Raw genomic sequence first — 24,075 nt, 5'->3', positions numbered from 1 at the left:
CCAATAAGGGAGAGAATGTAATGATACGATTAAAACGCAACACGATTGCTATCTTATTGTCGATTTTGCTAGTATTCCAGAGCTTTGGCAGCACGGTTTTTGCCTTTGGAACGAAGATAGGTGAAGAAAGTACACAAGTTTCGCCTGGCGTTACGTATACTGAACAAAAGTATAATGGAAGCTACGAAAGGGCTGTTAATCTACTAAACATTGATTTGAATGACCCATTTACTTCATTAGAAGTCAGTTTGCCAAATCCGTTAACAGCTGTTACAACTGTTTCTAACCGTGCGGTGCAAAATAATTATGAAGGGCATTTTGTCATTGGTGCTGCGAATGCGGGCTTTTTTGATATGGCAGGAAAAATGCCTGTTAACCTAATTGCCGAGAATAATAAATTAATTAATATTGGGATTGCAGGTACTAAAGGGCCAACAAGCCCAACGAACGAACCGATTGCCTTTGGGATTAACCGTTATGGCAAGGCCGTCATTGACCGTTATAAATTAGATGTGGTTGCTAATATTGCTGGAAATTCAATAAACATTAGTAAAATCAACGGCGAGCGTGGGGAAAACGCTATTCATTTATATAAGTCTCCAAAGCAAACAACTGGCACAAACGAATGGGGAACTGAGATTGTCGTTTCAAATGTAATGCCAATACCGACGGAGCTTTATGTTGGGCAAACGATGACTGGTACAGTTTCACAGATTTCCAGATTCGGAGAAGGTGGAAATGCTGCCATTCCATACGATGGCTTTGTAATTTCCGCGCATGGACCAGAATGGAGCGAGAGATTAAAAAATGTTCAAGTTGGCGATATGATAGATTTTCAGTATTCATTAGGGGATGTTTGGCAGGATGCTCAATATGTGATTGGAACAGGCCCGTTGTTAGTAAAAAATGGACAAGTATCAATATCAATGGATGAAAATCAATCGTTTGCAAAAAGTCTGCAACCACGAACAGCGATTGCTACAAATCAGACAGGGGACAAAGTCTTTTTAGTAACCGTTGACGGTAGACAAAACGGACATAGTAATGGAGCGACATTACGGGAGCTTGCAGACTATTTAATTTCACTAGGTGCTTATAATGCTATCAATCTTGATGGCGGCGGCTCAACGGCAATGACCGTCCGCGCGCTTGGAAATGTACAGCCGACACTTGTGAATAAGCCCTCTGAAGGGGTCGAACGCAAAGTCTCATCAATTTTTCAAGTGATTAGCTCAGCACCAACAAGTGATCCTAAAACTCTTAAACTTTCAATACCAAACGGAAAAATTTTAAAAGGAACACCAGTCCAATTGAACCTTCAATATGCGCTTGATCAATATTTTAACCCAGTCAAAGTTAATGCTAGTGATATTACACTAGCTGCTGAGGGCAATGTTGGCACAATAAATGGCATGACCTTTACTGCTGGAAATGCCGGTACCGGAAAAATTCTTGCCAGCTATAATGGCGCTTATGGTGAGGTGCCTGTAACAGTAATCGACAAAATAGACAAAATTGAAATCGAACCGAAATCAGTCGTGATTGGCACGAACGAATCAATCCAACTGACAGCAAACGCCATTTATAACGGCGGTGAGCCAATCGTTTTTGATCGCTCTGTAATTAAGTGGTCTGTGGATGGAAATATCGGTACAATCACAGCTGATGGTAAGTTTACGGCCGGTACGGAAAAAGCAGCAGGAAATATTATCGCAACATTTGAAAATAACAAAGCATCGATTCCTGTAAAAGTAGGCGTGGACCCTGTATTTATTGACGGCTTTGAATCATTGGCAAATTGGACTGCTGAACAAGCTAAAGCGAATGCATCTGTAGAACTGGCATCAGGCAGCGGTGATGTTCAAGAAGGTAAAAATTCATTAAAATTAAATTATGATTTTACAACAGCGGAAGAGGGAATTAAAGTTGCCTATGCAAAAGCAAAGACGCCAATTGAATTGCAAGGCTACCCTAAAGAGTTAGGTGTATGGGTAAAAGGTGATGGAGCAGGACATTGGCTTCGCGCCCATATTATTGATGGCGCAGGAAAACAGCAAACGATTAATTTTACAGAAGAAAATGGTTTAACATGGACTGGCTGGCAATACGTGCGCGCCCAAGTGCCAGCAGGCTTACAGCTTCCGTTGAAATTTGATCGCATCTATGTTGCCGAAACGGTAAAAGAAAAACAAAACAAAGGTGCCATTTATTTTGATGGATTGCAATCTGCATATGTAAGCAATCATTCGCCAGCCGCAGGGAATGCTGGAAATAACGGTGGAACAGGAGCAGTACCCCCTGCTGGATCTGCTGAAAATGGAAATAACTCAAGCCAAACGGTTTCCTTTAAGGATATTTCAAATAATCATTGGGCTTACAAGTCAATCGCCTTTTTAAGTGACAGAGGCATTATCAATGGGTATGAAGATGGAACATTTAGACCGAGTGCCGAAATTACAAGAGCAATGGCAGCTGCGATGATTGCCCGAGAATTCAAGTTAACCGAAGCAAGCGACCTGCCGTTTCTATTTAATGATGTGAAAAAGTCACATTATGCTTATAATGCCATTAAAGCTGTTTCAGAGGCAGGCATTATTAATGGCCAACAAGTAGGAAAGTTCGCGCCGGATGCAAAGCTGACTAGAGCTGAGATGGCTGTCATTTTGACCCGCGCCTATAAATTGGAAGGTGCAGCAGACAAAACATTTACAGATGTAAAAGCAAATCACTGGGCAGCCACAGCAATTGATGCCCTTCTTGCTAATAAAATTACAGGCGGCTATGAAGATGGCAGCTTCAAACCGTCCAAGCCAACAACCCGTGCGGAATTTTCATCGTTCATGGAACGTGTCATTAAATTCACGGCGGAATAGTGGGCAAGCGGGCGATGTAAATTTTTATCAGACTAATTTCGGAAGAATCCCTCTACAGAAACATTGTTTGTGGAGGGATTCTTGTTTGTGAACATGTTTTTTGTAAAAGTAATTTTCATTATATAGCATAATTTACCATTAAGTGGCAATCGGACAATAAACGTTCTTATCCGGACAATATAATTTTTTTCTGGACAATAAAGGGCTTCTCTTGGACAAAATAGTATTTCCATCGGACAATAAGTGTGATTTTGTACTGGAATCCAGTTGGTTACATTGCTGTTACAAAACGTATTAGCGAAAATACAGTATTTTTAAATTAAGAAATGCATTTCGTTAGTCTGTCCATTTAAAATATTTCATTTTACCGTTCATTTTGATATAGTTCAATGTAGAATTATATCGAATCGTCTATTTAGCGAACGAAAATAAAATAAGTTGGTGAAACAATTTGGAAGATAAATTCGTCTCAATATTAGGTGTGAATTTTATACATACAACTATGAAAGATATGGTAGCGCGCTTAACAGAGCGTATGCTCAACAAACAAAAGTGCTTTGTTGTCACCGCCAATCCGGAAATCGTGATGAATACACAGGATGATCGAGCGTACAAGCAATATGTCGACAAAGCGCATTATGTGACAGCCGATGGCATCGGTGTAGTAAAAGGAGCGCAAATTTTAGGAAAGCCGCTGCCGGAGCGGGTTGCAGGTTATGATTTAATGCGTCAATTACTCTCGGTTTTAAATGAACAGAAGCTAAAGCTCTACATGCTAGGCGCCCAAGAAGAAACAATTGAAAAGGCAGTCGAAACAATAAGAAAAGAATATCCAAATCTGCAACTGGCTGGCTACCATCACGGATTTTTTAAATGGGAAGACCCAGCTATTATTAATGAAATAAAAGCAACGAAGCCAGACCTCATTTTAGTTGCCTTAGGAGTTCCGAGACAGGAAAAGTGGATTGCAGAGCATCTTGATGAAGTAGAAAAAGGTGTTTTTATTGGTGTTGGCGGGTCATTTGATGTGCTCGCGGGTACAGTAAAGCGAGCCCCTGAAATTTGGCAAAAGTTAAACTTGGAATGGTTTTACCGTCTCCTTAAGCAGCCTTCAAGATGGCGGCGAATGCTAGCTTTGCCCCATTTTGCACTTAAAGTAGTTGGACAAAAATTAACAGGTAGGAGCTAATAAAGCATGGCTCAATCTTCATTTTTAAAAGGAACACTCATCATTACAATAGCAACGATACTTTCCAAATTTATCGGCAGTATTTTTCAAATACCATTGCAAAATATTGCTGGAGATAAAGTGCTTGGGATTTTTGGGCTTGTATACCCGGTCTATATGATTGCTTTAATTTTATCGGTTGCCGGGATTCCAATCGCGATTTCAAAACTAATTTCTGAAGCACGCGGTGCAAATCGCGAAAACGAAATCGCTGATATTTTTCATTCAGCAAGCATACTCGCAATCATATTTGGAATTTGTAGCTTTACGATCATGTTTGTTTTTTCAAAACCAATCTCAATCATGCTTGGCGGGGAATTCACGCGTCCTTCCGTTTTGATTGTTTCATTTACACTCTTGGTAGCACCTTATATGGCTGTTTACCGCGGCTTTTTCCAGGGCTTTGAAGATATGAAGCCAACAGCGGTTTCTCAGGTTATTGAACAATTTGTAAGAGTGGCTCTTATCCTTGGTGTTGCTTATTTCTTAGTAAAACAAGGAAAATCGAATGAAACGATTGCCGGTGGTGTTATGGTCGGGTCGTCAATCGGGGCGCTGTTTTCGCTCTTATATTTACGCGTCTTGTTCATGAGGTTCAAAGCCCGTCCCGCTGGAATGAAATCTTTTTCAGTGAATATATTTAGGCAGTGGGCAAGGAGAATTTTGGCGCTTTCAATCCCGATTGCGATTGGGTCATTAACAATGGCGCTTTTAAACCTTGTCGATTCAGTGACAATTCCGCATGGTCTTGCGTGGGTGGGGGCTGATACTGCCGATGTTCAACAACAATTAGGAATATACCGCCGTGGTTTATCGCTAGTAGGGATTGCCTCGGTTTTTTCGAGTGCGGTTATTTTACCTTTAATACCTATGATTACGAAAACGATGGCGCAAAATGACATAGAGCTTGCTAATTCATATATTGTAAGGTCGTTAAAATACGCCCATTTAGTTTCATGGCCAGCGGCGCTTGGTCTACTCGCTTTAACGATGCCAATTAATAGGGCGCTGTTCATGGATTTTCAAGGCAGCGATGTTGTCGCAATCATCAACCTGAGTTCAGTTTTTTCATCGCTTACCATTTTAACAACAGGAATTTTGCAAGGTTTAAATCGCTCTAAGCTGGCTGCTTGGATTATTGTTGGCGGTGCGGTCTTAAAAGGTATATTCAACTTCCTATTTGTGTCGCAATCAGGAATTATGGGAGCAGCTTATGCAACTTTGCTAATTTATGTTCTACTAACTCTCTTGAATATTTGGTTTATTTTTCAAACGACAAATTACAACATTTGGCGAAAAGAAACGCTTGTATTTGTTGGAGCAAGTATTATAATGGGTCTGGTAGTTTTTGCGCCGATGTTTTATTTTACAGTTCAGGACTGGTCAAGGCTTGAAGCATTGCTTTATTTAATCGTTATCATTCCAATTGGCGCGGTCGTTTATGCAGTGCTTGTAATCGTTGGAAAAGGCTTTAGTAGAGAGGAATTGCAGTCACTTCCAATAATTGGCCGCTATCTTCACAAATTACAACGGCAAAAATGAGATAATCTATAATAACGAAAAACGTAAAATTGTAATATTTGTTACAAAAAAACTTACCCACCCTATTGACTTGTGGTATAATTTGTTTTGTATGCTAGAAGAAGAACTATAAATAGGGAATAAAGAATGATTTTGTAAAAATAGAGAGAATGTAGTAGAGATAAAATAATCTGGGGAGTGCAAATATGATGTTATTGATTACGGCAATGATATGCTTTCTAGCTTCAATTGCTTTAACACCTCTAGTGAAAAAATTAGCAATATATATCGGTGCTGTTGATAAGCCGAATCACCGCAAGGTTCATCAAAAAATTATGCCGCGCTTAGGCGGTTTGGCGATTTACATTAGTATGTTAATAGGGTTTGCAATTGCAAAGCCCGTCGATGATGATATCGCAATGTGGCCCATCATTCTTGGTGCAACAATCATTGTGATTACTGGGATTTTTGATGACCGCTTTGAAATTTCACCAAAAGTAAAATTGTTTGGACAAATTTTGGCGGCTGGAGTAGTGATTTATGCCGGAGTTCAGGTTTCAAGTATTAATTTACCATTCGATGTATCGATTAATTTAGGCTATTTCAGCATTCCGTTTACATTGCTTTGGATTGTGGGAATTACAAATGCGATTAATTTAATTGATGGATTGGATGGACTTGCTGCAGGTGTTTCTTCGATTGTCTTAATTACAATTTCAGCAATGGCGATGTTCATGGGGGATGCATTTGCTGCTACTCTAGGCTTAATTTTATTGGGAAGCACGTTAGGATTTTTGATATATAATTTTCACCCTGCGAAGATTTTTATGGGTGATACAGGTGCACTTTTACTAGGATTCATGATTTCTGTCATTTCGATTCTCGGCTTTAAGAGCATTGCGGTATACTCATTAATTTTGCCAATCATCATTCTTGGTGTACCAATTTCTGACACATTGTTTGCGATTATTCGCCGTATTGTTAATAAAAAACCGCTATCTGCACCTGATAAGTCACATTTGCATCATTGTTTATTGAGATTAGGGTTTTCGCACCGAAAAACGGTATTAATAATCTATGCCATGAGTGCTTTTTTCGGAATCGCTGCAGTGATGCTTTCCCATTCAACGTTATGGGTAGCGACATTGATTATTGCGGTCGTATTGTTAACGGTTCAGCTTGTGGCTGAGCGGGTCGGGCTTGTTTCGGAGAATTACAAGCCGATGCTTAACTTTTTTAGAAAGATTGTAGCAAATGGAAAAAGGTCTGCATAACTGCACTAGAATAGAAAGGGGGAGAGCTGCTTAGCTTTCCCTTTTCGTTGTACTAATATGAAAGTGGGACGAGGGGACTGCTAGACCGATTTTAATTAAAATTAGACCGAAGGGATGTAGAACTTTTGAAAAAAGTATTAATGGCTATCGTCGTACTTTCGATATTGTTAACAGCACCACTCATTTATAATCGTGCCAAAGTTGAATGGAAAAATGATACATATGAAATGATAGTTCCAGTTGAGGAAATCCGTGAGCTTGCTGATCGTGGTCTTGATACAAAGGAAATTCTTACCTCTTTGTATGAAAATGGGGTGCGCGGGATTTCGATTCAACCTACAGGCATTCAAGACCTTGAGAAAAAAGGACAAGTTATGACGCTAACAAGAAATGACTTGTTAGCAATGGTCCAAAATAAAGATGAGGCTACACGTGAAGAGCTCTTGTACGCAAGAGATAACGGTCTCTATATTTTACTTCGTAATGATTTAGAAAATCGTTGGGAAGATGCGATTGTAAAATCATTTGGTAATCGGATTGAAAAAGTGACTGATTTACCAGTGCTTAAAGGGGAATCTGTCTATTTTATAAAAGGACTAAGTAAAGAGGAACTTGCACGCGGCATGGGCTCTGTACCGAATCCGATATTAACAAGACCGATAGGATTTGATGAAGACCTCGTTGCTGAATATGTATCCTATGGCTTTGATCCTGTTTTTCGAATTGGCAATAATATAAATGAAGATAATGAATTTGTTTTAGACCAAATGAAGGAGCTCCAAGACAAATTCGGCGGACATAAAATTATTTTTACGGGCAACGAAATGCTTGGTTTCTCACCACACCCAGATTTAGATTTAGAAGATGATAAAAACTATGCATTAAGGCTGAAAAATGAAGGTTTTGTCCTGATGACCATTGAGTTTGCTAAGCAGAAGGGCGAGGAAACGTACGCAAGGGAGTTCGTAAATAAAATTGTCCGCTTGCATAGCATCGACTTTTTTGATGGAAGAGCAGATTATACAGATCGCGCCACTCGTGCAGTTAAAGAACGGAATATTCGCGGTCTATATATTCATATTGCGGATATTAAAAAATTAGAAGAAGAAACGATTACAGCCCAGCAATCGTTTGATGTAGCTATTCAAGGCATTGAAGCGATACAGAAGCAAATGGCAGACAAGTATAAGATAGGTGTTGCTCAATCGTTCGATATTTTAAGTCCAGCTAAATGGATGACGATTGCAGCGTTTATTGGTGTGGCTGCTTTTATTGGACTTGCGGCTTTGATGGTTTCAGAGAAAATTGCATTACTAACGGTTGCGGGAATGTTAGTCGTTGCTGCAGGTTATATTGTTACTGGTGCCACATTATTTTTACAGGCTGCAGCACTAGCTATTTCAATTGTGGCGGCAACATGGGCGGCCATTTGCGGAGAATTTATTAATAGTAAAAAAGAAATTGTGCTCAAGTTTTTAAAAGGAGCATTCATAGCGATGATAGGTGCCTGGTTTGTAATGGCATTATTGTATGGCAACTTATTCCTTGTAAAAGTAGATGAATTTAAAGGTGTTAAGCTGTTATTTATGTTGCCGATTGCATTGACGTTCCTGCATGTTATTCGTAATCATGTAAAAGAACTGGCAATGACGGTCGTTCGTAACTACTATTTCGTTATCGTTGCTGTAATCGGTGTTGGATTAGCCATTTTAGTTATGCGCTCTGGAAACGATGCTGGAGAAATAGTATCTGGCACTGAGTTGATGTTACGCCAAAAACTAGAGGACATATTATTCGTTCGTCCGCGCACGAAAGAATTTTTAATTGGTTATCCAATCCTTGTTTTAGCAATGTATATCATTTATAAAGGCAAGGGCTGGGAACAGCGAATTGGCAGATATTTATTAGCCGGCGGTGCGATTGGTTTTTTATCAACGGTTAATACGTTTACACATTTGCATATTCCGATTTACATTTCATTATTGCGAACTGTTTATGGTTTCGTATTCGGTGCGTTGCTTGGTCTACTATTCATTTTCGTATATAGGCTTGGAAAAAAATATTGGTCGAAGATTCAAGAAAGATTGTAACGGAATTAGCACCAAAATATGTGAAATAAACTGAAATGTCGAGGAAAAATTGTAAAGTCAAGCGAGGTTATAATATGAGAGTGGTATTGTCAGGCTATTATGGATTTCATAATGTCGGTGATGAGGCGATTTTGCAGGCCATCATCGAGGCACTTCGGACGGAAAAACGTGATATAGAGATAACGGTTTTATCGAATAATCCCGAATATACGAAAAAAACGTATGGGGTCGACGCGGTCAACCGCTGGAAGCTTGGTCAAGTAATTAAAGCTATTGCCGCTGCCGATGGCGTAATAAGCGGCGGTGGTAGCCTGCTCCAAGACAAAACAGGGTTGAAAAGCGTTCCGTATTATACAGGCATTATGATGATTGCCCGTTACTTGCGAAAACCATTTTTTGTATATGCCCAAGGCATTGGGCCACTTGAAAAATCAATCTCGCGAAAACTGGTGAAATTTGCTGTTACAAAAGCCAACTTCCTGTCTGTAAGAGATCAGGAATCATTTGATTTGCTAAGGACAGTTGGTGTTGGCGGCCAAATTGAGCTAGTTCCCGATCCAGTTATGGGGATGGAATATAAGAAAGGCTTGAATCACGCTTGGTTGGAAAAAGAAGGTCTTGTAGGTGAAAGTGAAGAATCGTTTATCACTGTTGCTATTCGTGATTGGCCTTCACCAAGCTTTCCTGATTTTAAAAAAAAAATAGTGGAAGTGCTAGATCGTTGCAGTACGGTTGGCTATAAGGTTGTGTTTTTGCCAATGCATGGTGAGCATGATGATGCTTTTTCAAGGGAAATCATGGCTGCGATGAAAAATAACGCTTTTATTTTTCCGTATAATGCTTCCATTGAAGAAAAAATTTCATTAATTGGCGATTCATCACTTCTTATAGGGATGAGACTTCATGCATTAATATTTGCAGCGATTGCCCACACACCAATGGTTGGTATTTCATACGATCCAAAAATTGATTCCTTCATCAAACAAGTCGGACAACCTTTAATTGGACATGTTGATGAAGAGTGGTCTGTAGATGACCTATATAAATTAATCGGGATGCAATTAACAGAACAAAAGAAACAAGTAGAATTATTGAAGAAAAAAGCGATTCCTCTACAGCAAGAAGCCAACGAAACCGTGAAAAAGGTTATTGGGTTGTTGAGCTAAATCGACAATATTTCCCGGAAAATAATACAAAAATTTCACGTCGATGACAAAATCGGGTCATTTGTCTCAAATTGTTGTAATTTGGTTAAATTACCTTGATATTCTGCGACTAAACTATTACAGTTAAAATAGTAAAAAGCTAGAATAGAAGGGGGGAAAGGTAGACTAATGGTAAAAAGGTCACCCATAACTTTTGGTATTTGCTCTTTTCTCGTTTTATTGACTTTTTGGTTGCTGCCACTTAAGTTAGTAAGCGCAAATGAAATAGGGCAAGTAATCGTCGAAGGGAATTTAAACGTAAGAATAGCCCCTTCAACACAAGGGGACATTGTAGGGAAATTACAAAATGGTGAGGAAGTTCAAATTATTAAGCGAACAGGCGAGTGGCTAGAAATTTCATCGAAGGCTGGCAATGGATTTGTTCATAATTCCTACATCCAAGTACATACACCGAGTGATGGATCAGACAAAGTAAACATTTCACAAACGTCTAACGCAACAACTAATGCAGCTACTATGATAGAAACAAGCCCAAGTGCTGCAAGTTCATCCTCGCAGGAAATTTCAGTCTATGTAAATGGTGAATTATTAAAACTGCCAATTGCGCCACCGATTATTGACGGCAGAGTTTTAGTGCCGTTTCGAGGGATTGGCGAGAATCTTGGCATCAACGTAAAGTGGTTGGCAGACACGAAGCAAGTGGAGGCAGTTGACCAAAATAAAAGAGTTGTATTCACGATTAACGAAAGTAAAGTTTTTGTTAACAATGATATACTATCCATTACCCCTGCACCAATTATTGTGAAAAATAATACAGTAATACCGCTTCGCTTTTTTGCGGAAAGCTATGGTGCAAATGTTCAATGGAATGAAAAGGAACGAAAAGTAATCATTGAACAAAAAAGTGTAAATAGTGACAGGGAAGAGCCTTTATCGCCAATTAATAAGGGCGAAGTGCCCCCAAGGAATAATGTAACAACAACTGTACAAGCAATTATCGAAGTTGATGGAGGTACGACTGTATATAAAAGGCCATCAACAAAAAGTGACACGCTGGGTGAACTTGCCCAAGGGGATTCAGTCAAAGTATATGATAAACCGCGTGGAAATGATTTTGACACAGAAGAGTGGCTGGAGATTGAATACAATAACGATAGCGGTTATATAGCTGCTGACTCAATACGTCCAATCAAAGAAACGATGAACGGAATCGTTACAGCGACTACCTTAAACATTCGTGAAAGCGCTGATGTCAATTCTCCAATGGTAGGGATGCTTACTCAAGGTCAAGAGGTTATCATTTATGAAATGAACGGACAATGGGCCTTGATTAAACATAATGGAATTTGGGGCTATGTAAACACAAGCTATGTAACAATGAAACTCAATAACGAGCAGCCATTTACAGCTCTTGGGGAGCCTAGACTAGATTTTATTGATAACAATCACACTTGGTTATCTTGGTCAAAAATTGGTTCTGTAACAACATCCCATAAATTGCTACCAAATGGTGTGGAAATTTCATCAAATGCTGCTCAAGTAAATGAATGGAATGACTCCCATCCAGCAATTAATAGAATAGAGTATAATGGTTCAACTATTCGTCTTTATTTTAATCCAGGCTATCATTTTGTCGTTCGCCACACTACAAGCAACGTTAGAATCATTTTATTAAATAGTGGCTTGGCTGGAAAGAGAATTGTTGTTGATGCCGGGCATGGTGCCCATGACCCAGGTGCAAAAGGGCCTTCTGGTACGAAGGAAAAGGATGTAAACCTGGCGGTAGCTCTAAAACTAGCTGATTTATTGCGCTATGCGGGTGCTGAAGTTATTTTAACGCGATCAAATGATACGTTTTTGGAACTGGCAGAACGAGTAAAAGTAGCCCATGCCAATGATGCAGATGCTTTTGTGAGCGTCCATTCTGATTCTTTTAAAGAAACATCATCAGGCACCACTACTTTTTATCATTCAGGTAAAAATCCAAGCTGGCAGCAAAGCAAACAGTTATCAGATATTGCGATAAAAAAATTAACATCACAGCTTGGCACAATCAGCCGCGGCTCCAACGACAAAAGCTTGCACGTCATTCGTGAAACTGAAATACCAGCGATTTTAGTCGAAATGGCATTTTTGTCGAATCCAAAAGAAGAAGCTTTGTTAAAATCTGATGAATTTCAGCAAAAAGCGGCACAAGCGATTTATGATTCATTTGTACAATTTTACAACTAAAAACAAGGGGCAGTTCAATGTCGAATGTTCGACTATTGACTGTCCCTTTAGTATAACGTTATACATTTCATTTATAAATTAGTCTTACCTTCCTCATTTTCATCTGCCTTTTCTGTTCCATCCCATTCCAAGTGCTGCTTTAATTTTGTTTTTACTTCCTGCAAATTCGTTTCATCAAGCAAATAATAATAAAGTCCTTCTATTCGTGACGGCTTTCCCTTTAATGTCAACATCTCAACATCAATATGTTTACCAGCATAAGCATAATCATGAAAGGCAAGCATTTCGTCAAATGACATATTCGTTGTTAAATTATCCCCAATACTTTCAATAACATCTCCATATTTTGTCACAGACCTGATTGATAATCCTCGATTTATAATTGCGTTTAATATTTCTTGTTGTCTTTGTCCACGCTCAACATCACCGTCATATTTTCGCGTCCTTGCATAGGCAAGGGCCTGCTCTCCGTTCAAAGTTTGTAAGCCTTTTTTTATTTTAATTTTGTTTTTTTCACGGTGGCTGTTTTGTTCGATAATATCAAAGGGCACATCAATTTGGATTCCATCCAAGGCATCAATAATATCAATAAATGCATCGAAATTAAGTAGGACATAATAATCAACAGGTATTTCAAATAATTTCTCAACTGTATTGACAGTCATGTCAAGGCCGCCGAATGCATGGGCATGGGTAATTTTATCCATTCGGCCTCTACCAACTAGCTCTACCCGTGAATCTCTTGGGATGCTTACCATTTTCACTGATTTACCTTTTTTATTAAAAGTGGCGAGAATCATTGCATCCGTTCTAGTTGCTTTACTAAAAACATGGTCACTACTATCATCAATTCCTAAAAATAAAATAGAAATATTATCAACCCGCGGGTCCACCTTTTGCAAACGTAATTCTGATTTTTCTTCAAATTTACGGCTGTCTAATTTATGTTGTGAGCCTTCAACGACAGTCTTAGCAGTACTTGCTAAATAGGAGACATAAGCAGCCATACCAATAAATACTGCTAGCAGTGGAATCAGGATGATTAGCAACACTTTAGTAAATTTCCGTTTTTTCAAACCGGCCATATAATAAACTCCCTTATTTTAACTGAATCCTTTAAGGTGTAGATATACATTAGTGTACCCGTGTTTCTATTATTAAATAACAAAATAATTATACGTCAGATTCTAAATACTCTGCCTCGCCTTCGAAAATCTCCGTCTGTCCATTGGTCAGTTCCGTCATCCAAGCAACAAAGCTTTCTTTCATCTCCTCAGCAACAAAGGTTTCAACGTCAACATTCTCTAAATAATGGATTTCTTTTAAAATATAGTTTGGATGAGCACGCAGTTCATTTTCAATTTTCCCAAGCCATGTATAATCAATTTTTGTATGAATAATCCGCATCAGCCGTCTTTCGACAACACCGATTGTATTAAGTCCTTCAGACACAGCTTTTCCGTAAGCGCGAATAAGTCCGCCAGCGCCAAGCTTAATTCCTCCAAAATAACGGGTCACAACAACAACAGTATCTTTTAAATCACGCTTTTTTAATACCTCAAGCATCGGTACACCGGCTGTACCACTAGGCTCTCCATCATCGTTTGCCTTTTGAATTTGATTATGTTCACCGATCAAATAAGCTGAACAATTATGGGTGGCATTCCAATGCTTTTTTTTTATTTCTTGGATGAACACCTGTGCTTCTTCTTCAGTGGTGGCTCGTTTAAATTGAGCGACAAATTTCGACTTTTCAATGACAATTTCATGTTCCCCAGCCGATTTTACGGTATAATAGTGGAAAAGCATGTCGTTTGCCTCCTTTCCATTGGATTAACAGCGACGAAAAGACACTAAATCATCTTAATTATAAATGGACATGCTTTTTGCTTCAAATTTTGTTATTTTTTATTTTTACCCACAAAAAATTAAATGGTCATACGAATAGTTTATAGTGAGAGAGTTTTCATTTTGGATAGCTTTTTTCGGAGGAGTAAAAATGTTAGTAAAACTTGATGAAAAAGCATTAGATCGTATTTTAGAAACAATGATTCATACAGTTTCTAATAGTAAAAAGGAAGTTATTGAAATAAGCGAACAATCGCGCCAGGAATTTGAGATTTTAACAAAAGAACTATTGAAAACGAAGCTGGAAGTAACCGATACAATTAATAAAGGTGACCGCTTACATGCACAAGTAAAAATGGCGAGACAACGCCTAGCTGAAGTTAGTAGTAATTTCCAAAAATATTCAGAAAAAGAAGTTCGTACCGCTTATGAAAAAGCGCATAGCATACAGATGAATCTTGCTTTTAATCGTCAAAACGAAAAGATGCTTATTGACCGCCGTAATGAGCTTGAGCTTCGTTTAAAAAAAATAGAGCAAACTGTTCAACGTGCTGAAAATCTAGTTAGTCAAATTTCAGTTATCTTGAATTATTTAAGCAGCGACATTCAGCAAATGAATGAATTATTAATTGACGCGAAGGAAAAACAAAAATTTGGGCTACGGATTATTGAAGCTCAGGAAGAAGAGCGAAAACGGCTGTCGCGTGAAATTCATGATGGGCCGGCACAAATGCTTGCCAATGTGATGATGCGTTCAGAACTTATCGAACGAATTTCACGTGAACGTGGTATGGAAGAAGGTCTTAAAGAAATTAAAGATTTAAGAATGATGGTACGCTCGGCATTATATGAAGTTCGTAAAATCATCTACGATTTAAGGCCGATGGCACTAGATGACTTAGGGCTAATCCCAACGTTAAAAAAATATTTGTCAACAACTGCAGAGTATAATAATAAATTGATAAAATTTGTCTCAATCGGTGAAGAAAAGCGCTTAACTCCACGTTTAGAGGTTGCTTTATTCAGGCTTGTCCAAGAAGCTGTTCAAAATGCGCTAAAGCATTCTGAAGCAACTGACATTCAAGTCAAAATTGAAATGAGAAGAACAGCTACTAAATTAATTATTAGAGACAATGGAATCGGTTTCGACCTTGCTGCTAAAAAGGATTTTTCATTTGGTATAGTGGGGATGAAAGAGCGTGTCGAGTTGCTAAAAGGTGAGATTGTTTTTGAGTCAGCGGTTGGTAAAGGGACGATGATTATAATTGATGTTCCTCTACTGAACGAAGAGGAAGCGGGATAAATTGCATTTTTGATGTATACGTGCAACTTTATAATTTATATTATAGAATGAATTGACAGCACGTATACCGGTATATGAATTATTGGTGATGTTATGGATTAGCGCAGCTTAACAATAAAAATATACGAATATACTAGAATCTACGGCTTTGAAAATTTGGGGAGGAATATTACGTGAATGGCAATACTTCGATTGTAATTATTGATGATCACCAGTTGTTTCGTGAAGGTGTAAAACGGATTTTGGACTTCGAAGAAGATTTTGAAGTGGTGGCAGAAGGTGATGACGGTGAAGAGGCAGTTACGCTTGTTGAAGAGCACCACCCAGATGTTGTAGTCATGGATATTAATATGCCGCATATAAACGGTGTTGAAGCAACAGCAAGATTAGTAAAGAAATTTCCAGATGTAAAAGTATTAATCCTATCAATTCATGACGACGAAAGTTATGTAATGCATGCTCTTAAAACAGGTGCACAAGGTTATTTGTTGAAAGAAATGGATGCAGACGCTCTCGTCGAGGCTGTAAAAGTAGTCGCAGATGGCGGCTCCTACTTGCATCCAAAAGTGACCCACAATTTAGTGAATGAGTATCGCCGTTTAGTAGAGGGAGGTGAAGGACAAACGATCGGTAGAGACAAGGTTGCCGAATGCCGTAAACCGTTACATATTTTAACACGCCGTGAATGTGAAGTTTTGCAAATGCTTGCCGATGGCAGGAGCAACCGCAGTATCGGGGAAGCTTTATATATCAGCGAAAAAACAGTCAAAAATCATGTGAGCAATATTTTACAAAAAATGGACGTAAACGACCGCACCCAAGCTGTAGTTGTAGCAATAAAAAAAGGTTGGGTGCAGGTGGGGTAGGAGTAAGCTTGCGCTGCTTTTCCACGTTAGTTAAGCTCTTTTCCGATGTGAGGAGAAGAGCTTTTATAATTAGAGCGGAGGTTTTCGTGGATATAACGTCGGTTTCGTGGATATATCTCAAATTCCGTGGATATAACCTGATTTCCGCGGATATAATCCGTTTTTTTGTGGATACAACCTAATTTTTGTGGATAAGACATAAATTCTATGTGCTGCACATTCGATTTACCCATATCCTGGAGCAAGATACAGTTGTGAAATCTTTGATGAACACTAATATTTACGTAAAAGTTCACAAAAGAGGCAGGAAAACGGGATTGCAAAGTAGTAAACTAGTATAAAATCAAAAAGGAGGCCATGAGTTTGATAAAAAAAGAAATTAAAATGACCCACAGAATTAAAAATCTTCAAGTTATTCATTGCAGGTTACCAGCTAGCCACATAAAACGGCAAATGATTCAAGAGGATCTAGCCAAACGGTTAGCAGGCTTCAAAGGTGAACAATCACTGGACTATTTTTTTAAGTTTTTACCAAATCAAGATTACTATATTCTTCATAATCTTAGGCTCGCAAATGTAGAAGGAAGCTACTTTCAGATTGATGTTTTACTCATTGCAACCTCGTTTTATCTAATTATTGAAGTAAAAAATATTTCAGGTACCCTTACACTAGATCCCGCTTTTGACCAAGTTATTTGGACAAACTCTACAACAGGAATAGAAAAAGCAATTCAAGATCCCGTCCTCCAAGTTAAGCACCAACAATTTCAATTCACAGAGTGGTTAAAACAGAAAAAACTGCCGATTATGCCAGTTGAATCAATTGTCGTTCTAACGAATCAAAGTACAATTTTAAAGATAATTAGTAGCAAAAAAGATTACTTGCATAGCATTGTTCGAAGTACTAAACTTCTCGAAAAAGTTTTCTATTTTAAGGAAAAGTATAGTAAAGAATTAATAACGATAAAGGAAATGAACAAAATTTCCAATCAATTAATAAAACAGCATACCCCTGAGAAGCCTAATTTATTTCCTCTATATAATATTGATTATTCAGATATTGTGGCAGGTGTCTATTGTGAAAATTGCCTTGCGCTTCCTATGAAATATCATCGTGGTAAATGGAATTGCCACAACTGTTCTTTTACCTCCAAATCATCTCACCTTAAAACGATAGAAGACTATGTTCTTTTATACGGGTCATTAACTAGCAATTGTCAAATCAAGGACTTTTTACAGTTACCCTCAGATGCAATAACCTACCATCTTCTTCATTCGATGAATCTCAAATATACTGGTGATAAAAAGGGACGAAAATATTATCTGCCATCAATAGATTTAGACTGAACCTACTGATAATTCCACGCAATTCTACGGAAACTGCTATTTGGTAATAAATCTCCATTAATAACAGCCGATTTCATCCGATATATAAACTACAAGCATATCGTACGGGAGTGGAGAAATATGCAGATTTATAATCAGTTTTCTACAAATCAGTTATCAACAACAGAACGCCCGCTTGAGTTAAAACAAGGGGAATCCTATAACGCACAAATCAAAGAACGAGTATCAGATACCGAAGCGATTATTCAAATTCGCGGCAAAGAGATAAAAGCAACATTTGAAGGGCAGGTGCCAAAAGAGGATAGAGTGACCGTGCAAGTAAACGGTCAAAAGGACCAGTCTGTCCTTGTAAAAACGATTGCAACTGATGCCCAGAAGCCAACTACGGCACAAGCGCAGGCACCACAGCCACAGGCACTTGCCAATGATGCCAAAGCGCTTCAAAGCGTTGGAATTACTGCAAAGGATATACCTGAACTAAAACAAAGCGTACAAATTTTATTGGATAAAGGTACACCTGTAACGAAAGAAATTGTCCAAGAGCTACGTAATTTTTTTGAAAAAGCAGAGGGAAGCCCTGCCGCCAAAATGGATACGGTAAAAGCTTTAGTGAATAAAGGATTAGAGGTAACCCAATCACATTTGCGTCCGATTCATGAAGCGCTTCATGGCAAGCCATTGAACGAGGTTTTAACAGGCTTAGCGAAAGAAATTGACCCTGAATTTGACATTGTAAAAAATGAGCAAAAAGAGGTAGAGACGCGCCCAGCTCAACGTAATTTGGCAAATGAGCAGACAACGAGCAAACAAGAAGTTGCCGACAGTATGCCGCGGACGTCAAGGACGGATGGGAAATCTGTAACATCAACAACTACTGAAACAATTAAAGCTGAAAAGCAAAGTACAGAAACGGCACCAGCTACGAAGCAGCTCACTGAGCTTTTGCAAAAAAATCGGGAATTTGTTGAAAAAGCCTCGGATTTAAAAGAAGCTGTCGAAAAGGTTCGCGCTGAAATCGTTAAAAATCCTTCAATCGACCGAGAATTAGCTCAAAAAGTCGAAAAAGCAGCTTCCGAAGCAGAGAAGCTACAAGCGATTGGAAAAGATCGGCTTATTCAAGCTTTAAAAAATGCGGAAGAGCAATTGGTAAAAAAAGAACAGCAAAGCCAAGAAAATACGAAGGTAACCGCAAATCAAAATAGAGGTGTAGATGGAGCTTCTTTACGTGAAGCAACACCAAGAGAAATTGTCCAAATTATAAAAGAGGAAGTAAGTAAAACACCGAATTTACAACGTGCGCTAGAAATGGTTAAAAGCCAAATCATTGATAATCCAAAAATTCCGGCTGAGGTCATTGAAAAAGTGAAACAAGCAGTAGAAGAAGCAGGTCGCTTGCAACAGCAAGGACGCATTACAGTGGGAAAAGAAACGTTAGTAAATGCTTTAAATACTGTTGAAAGTGAACTAGCTACTATTGAAACAAAAGGGAAAGATCAACAGCAGCAACAAGCGAGTCGCATAACCGACCAACCAGCAAGTGAAACAGTAAAACAAATAAAAGAGGAAGTTCAACGTGAAGCCAATTTGGAGCGTGCAATCGAAAAAGTTCGCGTCCAAGTTGTCAATAATCCAAAAGTAGACCGTGCGGTAGCAGAGGAGATTGAAAAAGCAGTTAATGTTGTACGCCAGCTCCACCGAATTGGCCAAGACAGTATGGGCCGTGATTATTTAGCACGGGCATTAGACCAAGCAGAACAGGACCTAAAGCAAGTCGAGGCTCGTCAACAACAACAACCAAAGGTTGAGCAAAGTCAACAGTCAAAAGCTGAACAAGGACAACAACAGCTAAAAGTAGAGCAACAAACACAATCACAGCCGGAACGCCGACCAGTAGAACAACAACCAGGTAAAGTGGAGCAACAAAATCAGCAGCAACAAGCGAGTCGCATAACCGACCAACCAGCAAGTGAAACAGTAAAACAAATAAAAGAAGAAGTTCAACGTGAAGCCAATTTGGATCGTGCAATTGAAAAAGTTCGTGAACAAGTGGTCAACAACCCGAAAGTAAATCAAGAGGTAGCGGAGAAAATTGATAAAGCATTAACGGAAGCCCGTCAGTTGCAACAAGTTGGCCGAGAAACAATGGGCCGCGAGCGTTTAACGCAAGCATTGAAGCAAGCAGAGCAAGAATTAAAGCAAATTGAGGTACGCCAACAACAAGCATCACAGCCAAAAGCCGAGCAAAATCAACAGCAGCAGGATACACAAGTAAAAGACCTAAAATTAAATCAGCAACCGCAATCGCAACAACAGCAAGGTCGCCAAACAACGGGGCAGCCGGCGAGCGAAACGGCGAAACAAGTAAAAGAAGAAATCCAACGAGAAGTGAATTTACAAAAAGTGATTGACAAAGTCCGTGAACAAGTGGTCAACAACCCGAAAGTAAATCAAGAGGTAGCGGAGAAAATCGATAAAGCATTAACGGAAGCCCGTCAGTTGCAACAAGTTGGCCGAGAAACAATGGGCCGCGAGCGTTTAACGCAAGCATTGGAGCAAGCAGAGCAAGAATTAAAGCAAATTGAGGTACGCCAACAACAAGCATCGCAGCCAAAAGCAGAGCAAAATCAACAGCAGCAGGATACACAAGTAAAAGACCTAAAATTAAATCAGCAACCGCAATCGCAACAACAGCAAGGTCGCCAAGCAACGGAGCAGCCAGCGAGCGAAACGGTGAAACAAGTAAAAGAAGAAATCCAACGAGAAGCGAATTTACAAAAAGTGATTGACAAAGTCCGTGACCAAGTGGTTAACAATCCGAAAGTAAATCAAGAGATAGCGGAGAAAATCGATAAAGCATTAACGGAAGCCCGTCAGTTGCAACAAGTTGGCCGAGAACCAATGGGTCGTGAGCGTTTAACGCAAGCATTGGAGCAAGCAGAGCAAGAATTAAAGCAAGTCGAGGCACGGCAACAGCAAATAACAAAAAATGAGCAAGGTCAAGCAACACAACAACAGCCAAAAGCTGAACAAGGCCAACAGCTGCAACAACCACAAGTGGAGCAACAACCGCAACCACAACCGGACCGCCGACCAACAGAACAACAAAGTAAAGCGGAACAACCAAATCAAACGCAACAAGCTGTTCGCACAACTGACCAATCAGCGAGCGAAACGGTGAAACAAGTAAAAGAAGAAATTCAACGAGAAGCTGATTTACAAAAAGTGATTGACAAAGTCCGTGACCAAGTGGTCAACAACCCGAAAGTAAATCAAGAGGTAGCGGAGAAAATCGATAAAGCATTAACGGAAGCCCGTCAGTTGCAACAAGATGGCCGAGAACCAATGGGTCGTGAGCGTTTAACGCAAGCATTGGAGCAAGCAGAACAAGAACTAAAGCAAGTCGAGGCACGGCAACAGCAAATAACAAAAAACGAGCAAGGTCAAGCAACACAACAACAGCCAAAAGCTGAACAAGGTCAACAGCTACAACAACCAAAAGTGGAGCAACAAATGCAACCACAACAAGACCGCCGACCAACAGAACAACAAAGTAAAGCGGAACAACTAAATCAAACGCAACAAGCTGTTCGCACAACTGACCAATCAGCGAGCGAAACGGTGAAACAGGTAAAAGAAGAAATCCAACGAGAAGCTGATTTACAAAAAGTGATTGACAAAGTCCGTGAACAAGTAGTCAACAATCCAAAAGTAAATCGAGAGGTAGCGGAGAGAGTAGAAAAAGCGGTAACCGAGGCACGCCAATTACAGCAAATCGGTAGAGAAGGCATGAGTCGAGACCATTTAATTCGGGCAATAGATCAAGCCGAAAGAGATTTAAGGCAGATTGAAGCACAGCAGCAAATACCAAAAGCCGAGCATGGCCAACAAGTACAACAGTCAAAAGTTGAACAAGGTCAGCAGATGCAACTACCAGCAAGTGAGGCTACTAATCAACCAGCAAGCGAAGTTATTAAACAAATAAAAGAAGCAGTCCAACGAGAAGCAAACATCCAACGCGCTGTTGAGGTAGTTCGTAATCTAATAGCAAATAACAAAAATATCGATATGGAAGCGATTCGCCCCATTGAACAAATCGCAAACCAAGCTAGTCAACTAGACCAGGCTGGTCGCGAGCGAATTGCCAAAATTTTAGAGCAGGTTGAAGATGTAATAAAACAGACTGAGGTACGTGCGCCAAATCTTGCCCAAAATCAAAGTCAAACTCAGAACCAGATGGAAAACAAAGGCGTAAGCGAACAAAACCAAATCGAAACTGAGGCCCAAAATTCGAAGCAAGTCGAATCGTTATCTAAAACTCAGTCTGACCAACAAAGTCAGACAAAAGCAACACAATCAGCACAAACAAATAACGACCAGCTTAGCAAAATCCTTGCGGATATGATAGAACAAGAGTCACCAACAGCAACAAACAAGACAGGCCCAAGTGAACTCATCAAAGAAGCACTAAAACAAATTCAAAAAGAGCCAAGCCTTGAAAGAGCACTAAACCAAATCAGACAGGAAATATTAAGCAATCCTAACCTAGATTTAAAAATGGTTGAAAAAGTCGAAAACGCAATCGACCGTTCGTCACAACTGTTAGAAAAAGGCCGTGAACTAGGTGCACGCCAGCAAATCACAAACGCACTAACTGAAGTCGAACAAGAACTAGCGAGAACCGAATCTGAGCCTTTACAAGCAGCAGACCAACAAAGGGCAAATCAAGATGCATTAATCAAACAATTTGAGCAAAATGTGCAATTTCAAACATTACCGCTAGAGTCGAAAAACCTTCTAGTGACAAAAGTTACCCAAAAGCTTGCCCAAGCTACCCATGACTTCCGTGAGCTAAAACGGGAGATTACTAGAAACTTAGATACAATTGAACGACTAGCAAATATGTATAAGAAAAATGCCTATCCACAGGCAAAGCAAATACTAGAAACAACGATTAATAAGCTTGATAATGCTATTTTAAAAAGCGATATGATGCTGTTTACGGATATGAAAACTGAAAAGCAACTAATGCAAGCTAGCTCTCAGCTAGCAGATGCTAAAAAGCTGTTAGCAAAAGGGAATCATGCTGAAGCAGCAAAAATTGTTCATGACATCAAAGCACTAATGGACAAAATTAATTTCAAGCCATCCGATCAAAAAGTAATGCATTATGTTTCAAAGGAAAGCATGAATGTAGAACCAAAATCAGCGCAGCGACAGATGTTAAACCAATTTGACGAAACAGCACGTTCATATGTAAGACAAGAACCATCTGCCCGTCAAATGTATGAAACAGTGCGCTCACTTGGCTTGAATCATGATAGTGATCTCGCGAAATCTTTAGTGTTTCAAAAAGGCGGAAATTCGCAATTCAATCATGGTCATGGGGCCCAAGAGCAACAACAAAACCACGAACAACAGCAAAACTTAAAAGCAGTTTTAATGAAGCTTGCTCAAACTGGTGGGGATGAAGCATCAACAAAAATCGCCCAACAGGCAGAACAAGCCCTTAACAACTTGACTGGGCAACAGCTTTTAAGCAAATCAGATTCAGGCAACACATTACAGAGCATGTTTTTCAACTTGCCACTATTATTAGGAGAAAAACCACAAAATCTACAAGTGTTCGTCAATTCCAAAAAGGAAGGACAACAAGTGGATTGGGAAAACTGCAACCTATATTTTTTAATTGAAACAAAAAAACTTGGCGATGTTGGCATCATGCTTTCATCAACAGAGCGTAGTCTATCAATTACAATAAAAAATGACAAAACAGGCTTTAAACAAAAAATGGAGCCAATTGCGGCCTTTACAAAGGAAAAATTGCAAGAAATCGGCTACAACGTGGGCAACATTAATTTTACGAGAATGACACCGATTAATAGCCAACAAGCAAGCGGTCAGCAAGAAAAAACAAACAAAGAAGAACAACAAATGCAAATGAGACCAGTCTTTACGGAGAAAGGAATGGACTTTAAAATATGATTGTTTCAAGATACTACAATCAAAAAAGACGTAAAGAGATTAACGGCCCATCAGCAGCCGTCATTAAATATGATGAGGGTTCAGGCAAAGCGCCAGTCGTTGTTGCCCATGGTAAAGGAGATGTGGCCCGGCAAATTATCGAAGTCGCCAAAAAAAATAACATCCATATGCAAGAGGATTCAAAGTTAGTAGAAAATTTACTAGACATGGATTTGGGGGATAACATCCCCCCACAACTCTATCAAGTAATGGCGGAAATATTGTTGCTTATCGAAGAAATGGAAAAAAACTATTCAACAAACTATTAAACTCTACAATTTTCATGCCGATAAAAAGAGCAGATAA

Annotated in this window: 14 protein-coding genes; 12 read left to right on the top strand and 2 right to left on the bottom strand. The window is 39.3% G+C overall.

Annotation, left to right across the window (positions count from 1 at the left end):
* Positions 1 to 20: 20 nt before the first annotated feature.
* The 7 genes from GX497_13545 (at position 21) to GX497_13515 (ending at position 12,384) form a co-directional block, all read left to right on the top strand.
* Positions 21 to 2,873 carry a hypothetical protein gene (locus GX497_13545; protein HHY74218.1) on the top strand — a complete coding sequence of 951 codons (2,853 nt, stop codon included), beginning with the start codon at positions 21 to 23 and terminating at the stop codon, positions 2,871 to 2,873.
* A gap of 451 nt (positions 2,874 to 3,324) precedes the next feature.
* The gene (locus tag GX497_13540) at positions 3,325 to 4,062 is read left to right on the top strand and encodes a WecB/TagA/CpsF family glycosyltransferase (protein HHY74217.1); all 738 of its coding nucleotides are present in this window, start codon (positions 3,325 to 3,327) and stop codon (positions 4,060 to 4,062) included.
* 6 nt (positions 4,063 to 4,068) lie between these two features.
* Complete coding sequence (locus GX497_13535) at positions 4,069 to 5,643, top strand: polysaccharide biosynthesis protein (GenBank protein HHY74216.1); 1,575 nt, start codon at positions 4,069 to 4,071, stop codon at positions 5,641 to 5,643.
* Between the two features lie 188 nt (positions 5,644 to 5,831).
* Entirely contained in the window at positions 5,832 to 6,896 is a 1,065-nt protein-coding gene (locus GX497_13530; protein HHY74215.1) for an undecaprenyl/decaprenyl-phosphate alpha-N-acetylglucosaminyl 1-phosphate transferase, read from the top strand.
* A gap of 125 nt (positions 6,897 to 7,021) precedes the next feature.
* Positions 7,022 to 8,986: a hypothetical protein gene (locus tag GX497_13525; GenBank protein HHY74214.1), complete on the top strand. Its 1,965-nt coding sequence runs from the start codon at positions 7,022 to 7,024 to the stop codon at positions 8,984 to 8,986.
* Between the two features lie 74 nt (positions 8,987 to 9,060).
* Positions 9,061 to 10,152 carry a polysaccharide pyruvyl transferase CsaB gene (gene csaB / locus GX497_13520; protein ID HHY74213.1) on the top strand — a complete coding sequence of 364 codons (1,092 nt, stop codon included), beginning with the start codon at positions 9,061 to 9,063 and terminating at the stop codon, positions 10,150 to 10,152.
* Positions 10,153 to 10,320: 168 nt separating this feature from the next.
* A complete protein-coding gene (locus tag GX497_13515) occupies positions 10,321 to 12,384 on the top strand; it encodes an SH3 domain-containing protein (GenBank protein HHY74212.1) in 2,064 nt (687 codons plus the stop codon).
* Positions 12,385 to 12,455: 71 nt separating this feature from the next.
* Here GX497_13515 and GX497_13510 read toward each other — a convergent pair whose 3' ends face one another.
* Both GX497_13510 and GX497_13505 read right to left on the bottom strand, forming a co-directional pair.
* Complete coding sequence (locus GX497_13510; protein ID HHY74211.1) at positions 12,456 to 13,469, bottom strand: LytR family transcriptional regulator; 1,014 nt, start codon at positions 13,467 to 13,469, stop codon at positions 12,456 to 12,458.
* Positions 13,470 to 13,557: 88 nt separating this feature from the next.
* Positions 13,558 to 14,193 (bottom strand): YigZ family protein, encoded by a 636-nt coding sequence (locus GX497_13505; GenBank protein ID HHY74210.1) that lies wholly within the window; start codon positions 14,191 to 14,193, stop codon positions 13,558 to 13,560.
* Between the two features lie 190 nt (positions 14,194 to 14,383).
* On the opposite strand from GX497_13505, the gene GX497_13500 reads away from it, so the two are divergent.
* The 5 genes from GX497_13500 to GX497_13480 all read left to right on the top strand — a co-directional run bounded on the left by GX497_13500 (position 14,384) and on the right by GX497_13480 (position 24,038).
* Positions 14,384 to 15,535 carry a histidine kinase gene (locus GX497_13500; protein ID HHY74209.1) on the top strand — a complete coding sequence of 384 codons (1,152 nt, stop codon included), beginning with the start codon at positions 14,384 to 14,386 and terminating at the stop codon, positions 15,533 to 15,535.
* Positions 15,536 to 15,708: 173 nt separating this feature from the next.
* Positions 15,709 to 16,401, top strand: a complete 693-nt coding sequence (locus GX497_13495) for a response regulator transcription factor (GenBank protein HHY74208.1) — start codon at positions 15,709 to 15,711, stop codon at positions 16,399 to 16,401.
* A 363-nt stretch (positions 16,402 to 16,764) separates the two neighbouring features.
* On the top strand, positions 16,765 to 17,748 hold the full coding sequence (locus GX497_13490; protein HHY74207.1) for an NERD domain-containing protein: 984 nt from the start codon (positions 16,765 to 16,767) through the stop codon (positions 17,746 to 17,748).
* Positions 17,749 to 17,868: 120 nt separating this feature from the next.
* Positions 17,869 to 23,730, top strand: coding sequence for a hypothetical protein (locus GX497_13485; protein HHY74206.1), 5,862 nt, complete (start codon positions 17,869 to 17,871; stop codon positions 23,728 to 23,730).
* Positions 23,727 to 24,038: an EscU/YscU/HrcU family type III secretion system export apparatus switch protein gene (locus GX497_13480; protein HHY74205.1), complete on the top strand. Its 312-nt coding sequence runs from the start codon at positions 23,727 to 23,729 to the stop codon at positions 24,036 to 24,038. The genes GX497_13485 and GX497_13480 overlap by 4 nt, the downstream gene beginning before the upstream one ends.
* Positions 24,039 to 24,075 lie beyond the last annotated feature (37 nt).

Origin of the sequence: Bacillus sp. (in: firmicutes) (assembly GCA_012842745.1) — a bacterium.
Classification (GTDB): Bacteria; Bacillota; Bacilli; order Bacillales; family Bacillaceae_J; genus Schinkia.
This window is presented reverse-complemented; position numbering and strand designations above follow the sequence as displayed.

Bases quoted from the DNA above. Each gene is read 5' to 3' on its own strand.
- GX497_13545 (HHY74218.1), top strand. From the start codon at position 21: ATGATACGATTAAAACGCAACACGATTGCTATCTTATTGTCGATTTTG.
- GX497_13535 (HHY74216.1), top strand. From the start codon at position 4,069: ATGGCTCAATCTTCATTTTTAAAAGGAACACTCATCATTACAATAGCA.
- GX497_13530 (HHY74215.1), top strand. From the start codon at position 5,832: ATGTTATTGATTACGGCAATGATATGCTTTCTAGCTTCAATTGCTTTA.
- csaB (HHY74213.1), top strand. From the start codon at position 9,061: ATGAGAGTGGTATTGTCAGGCTATTATGGATTTCATAATGTCGGTGAT.
- GX497_13515 (HHY74212.1), top strand. From the start codon at position 10,321: ATGGTAAAAAGGTCACCCATAACTTTTGGTATTTGCTCTTTTCTCGTT.
- GX497_13510 (HHY74211.1), bottom strand. From the start codon at position 13,469: ATGGCCGGTTTGAAAAAACGGAAATTTACTAAAGTGTTGCTAATCATC.
- GX497_13505 (HHY74210.1), bottom strand. From the start codon at position 14,193: ATGCTTTTCCACTATTATACCGTAAAATCGGCTGGGGAACATGAAATT.
- GX497_13500 (HHY74209.1), top strand. From the start codon at position 14,384: ATGTTAGTAAAACTTGATGAAAAAGCATTAGATCGTATTTTAGAAACA.
- GX497_13485 (HHY74206.1), top strand. From the start codon at position 17,869: ATGCAGATTTATAATCAGTTTTCTACAAATCAGTTATCAACAACAGAA.
- GX497_13480 (HHY74205.1), top strand. From the start codon at position 23,727: ATGATTGTTTCAAGATACTACAATCAAAAAAGACGTAAAGAGATTAAC.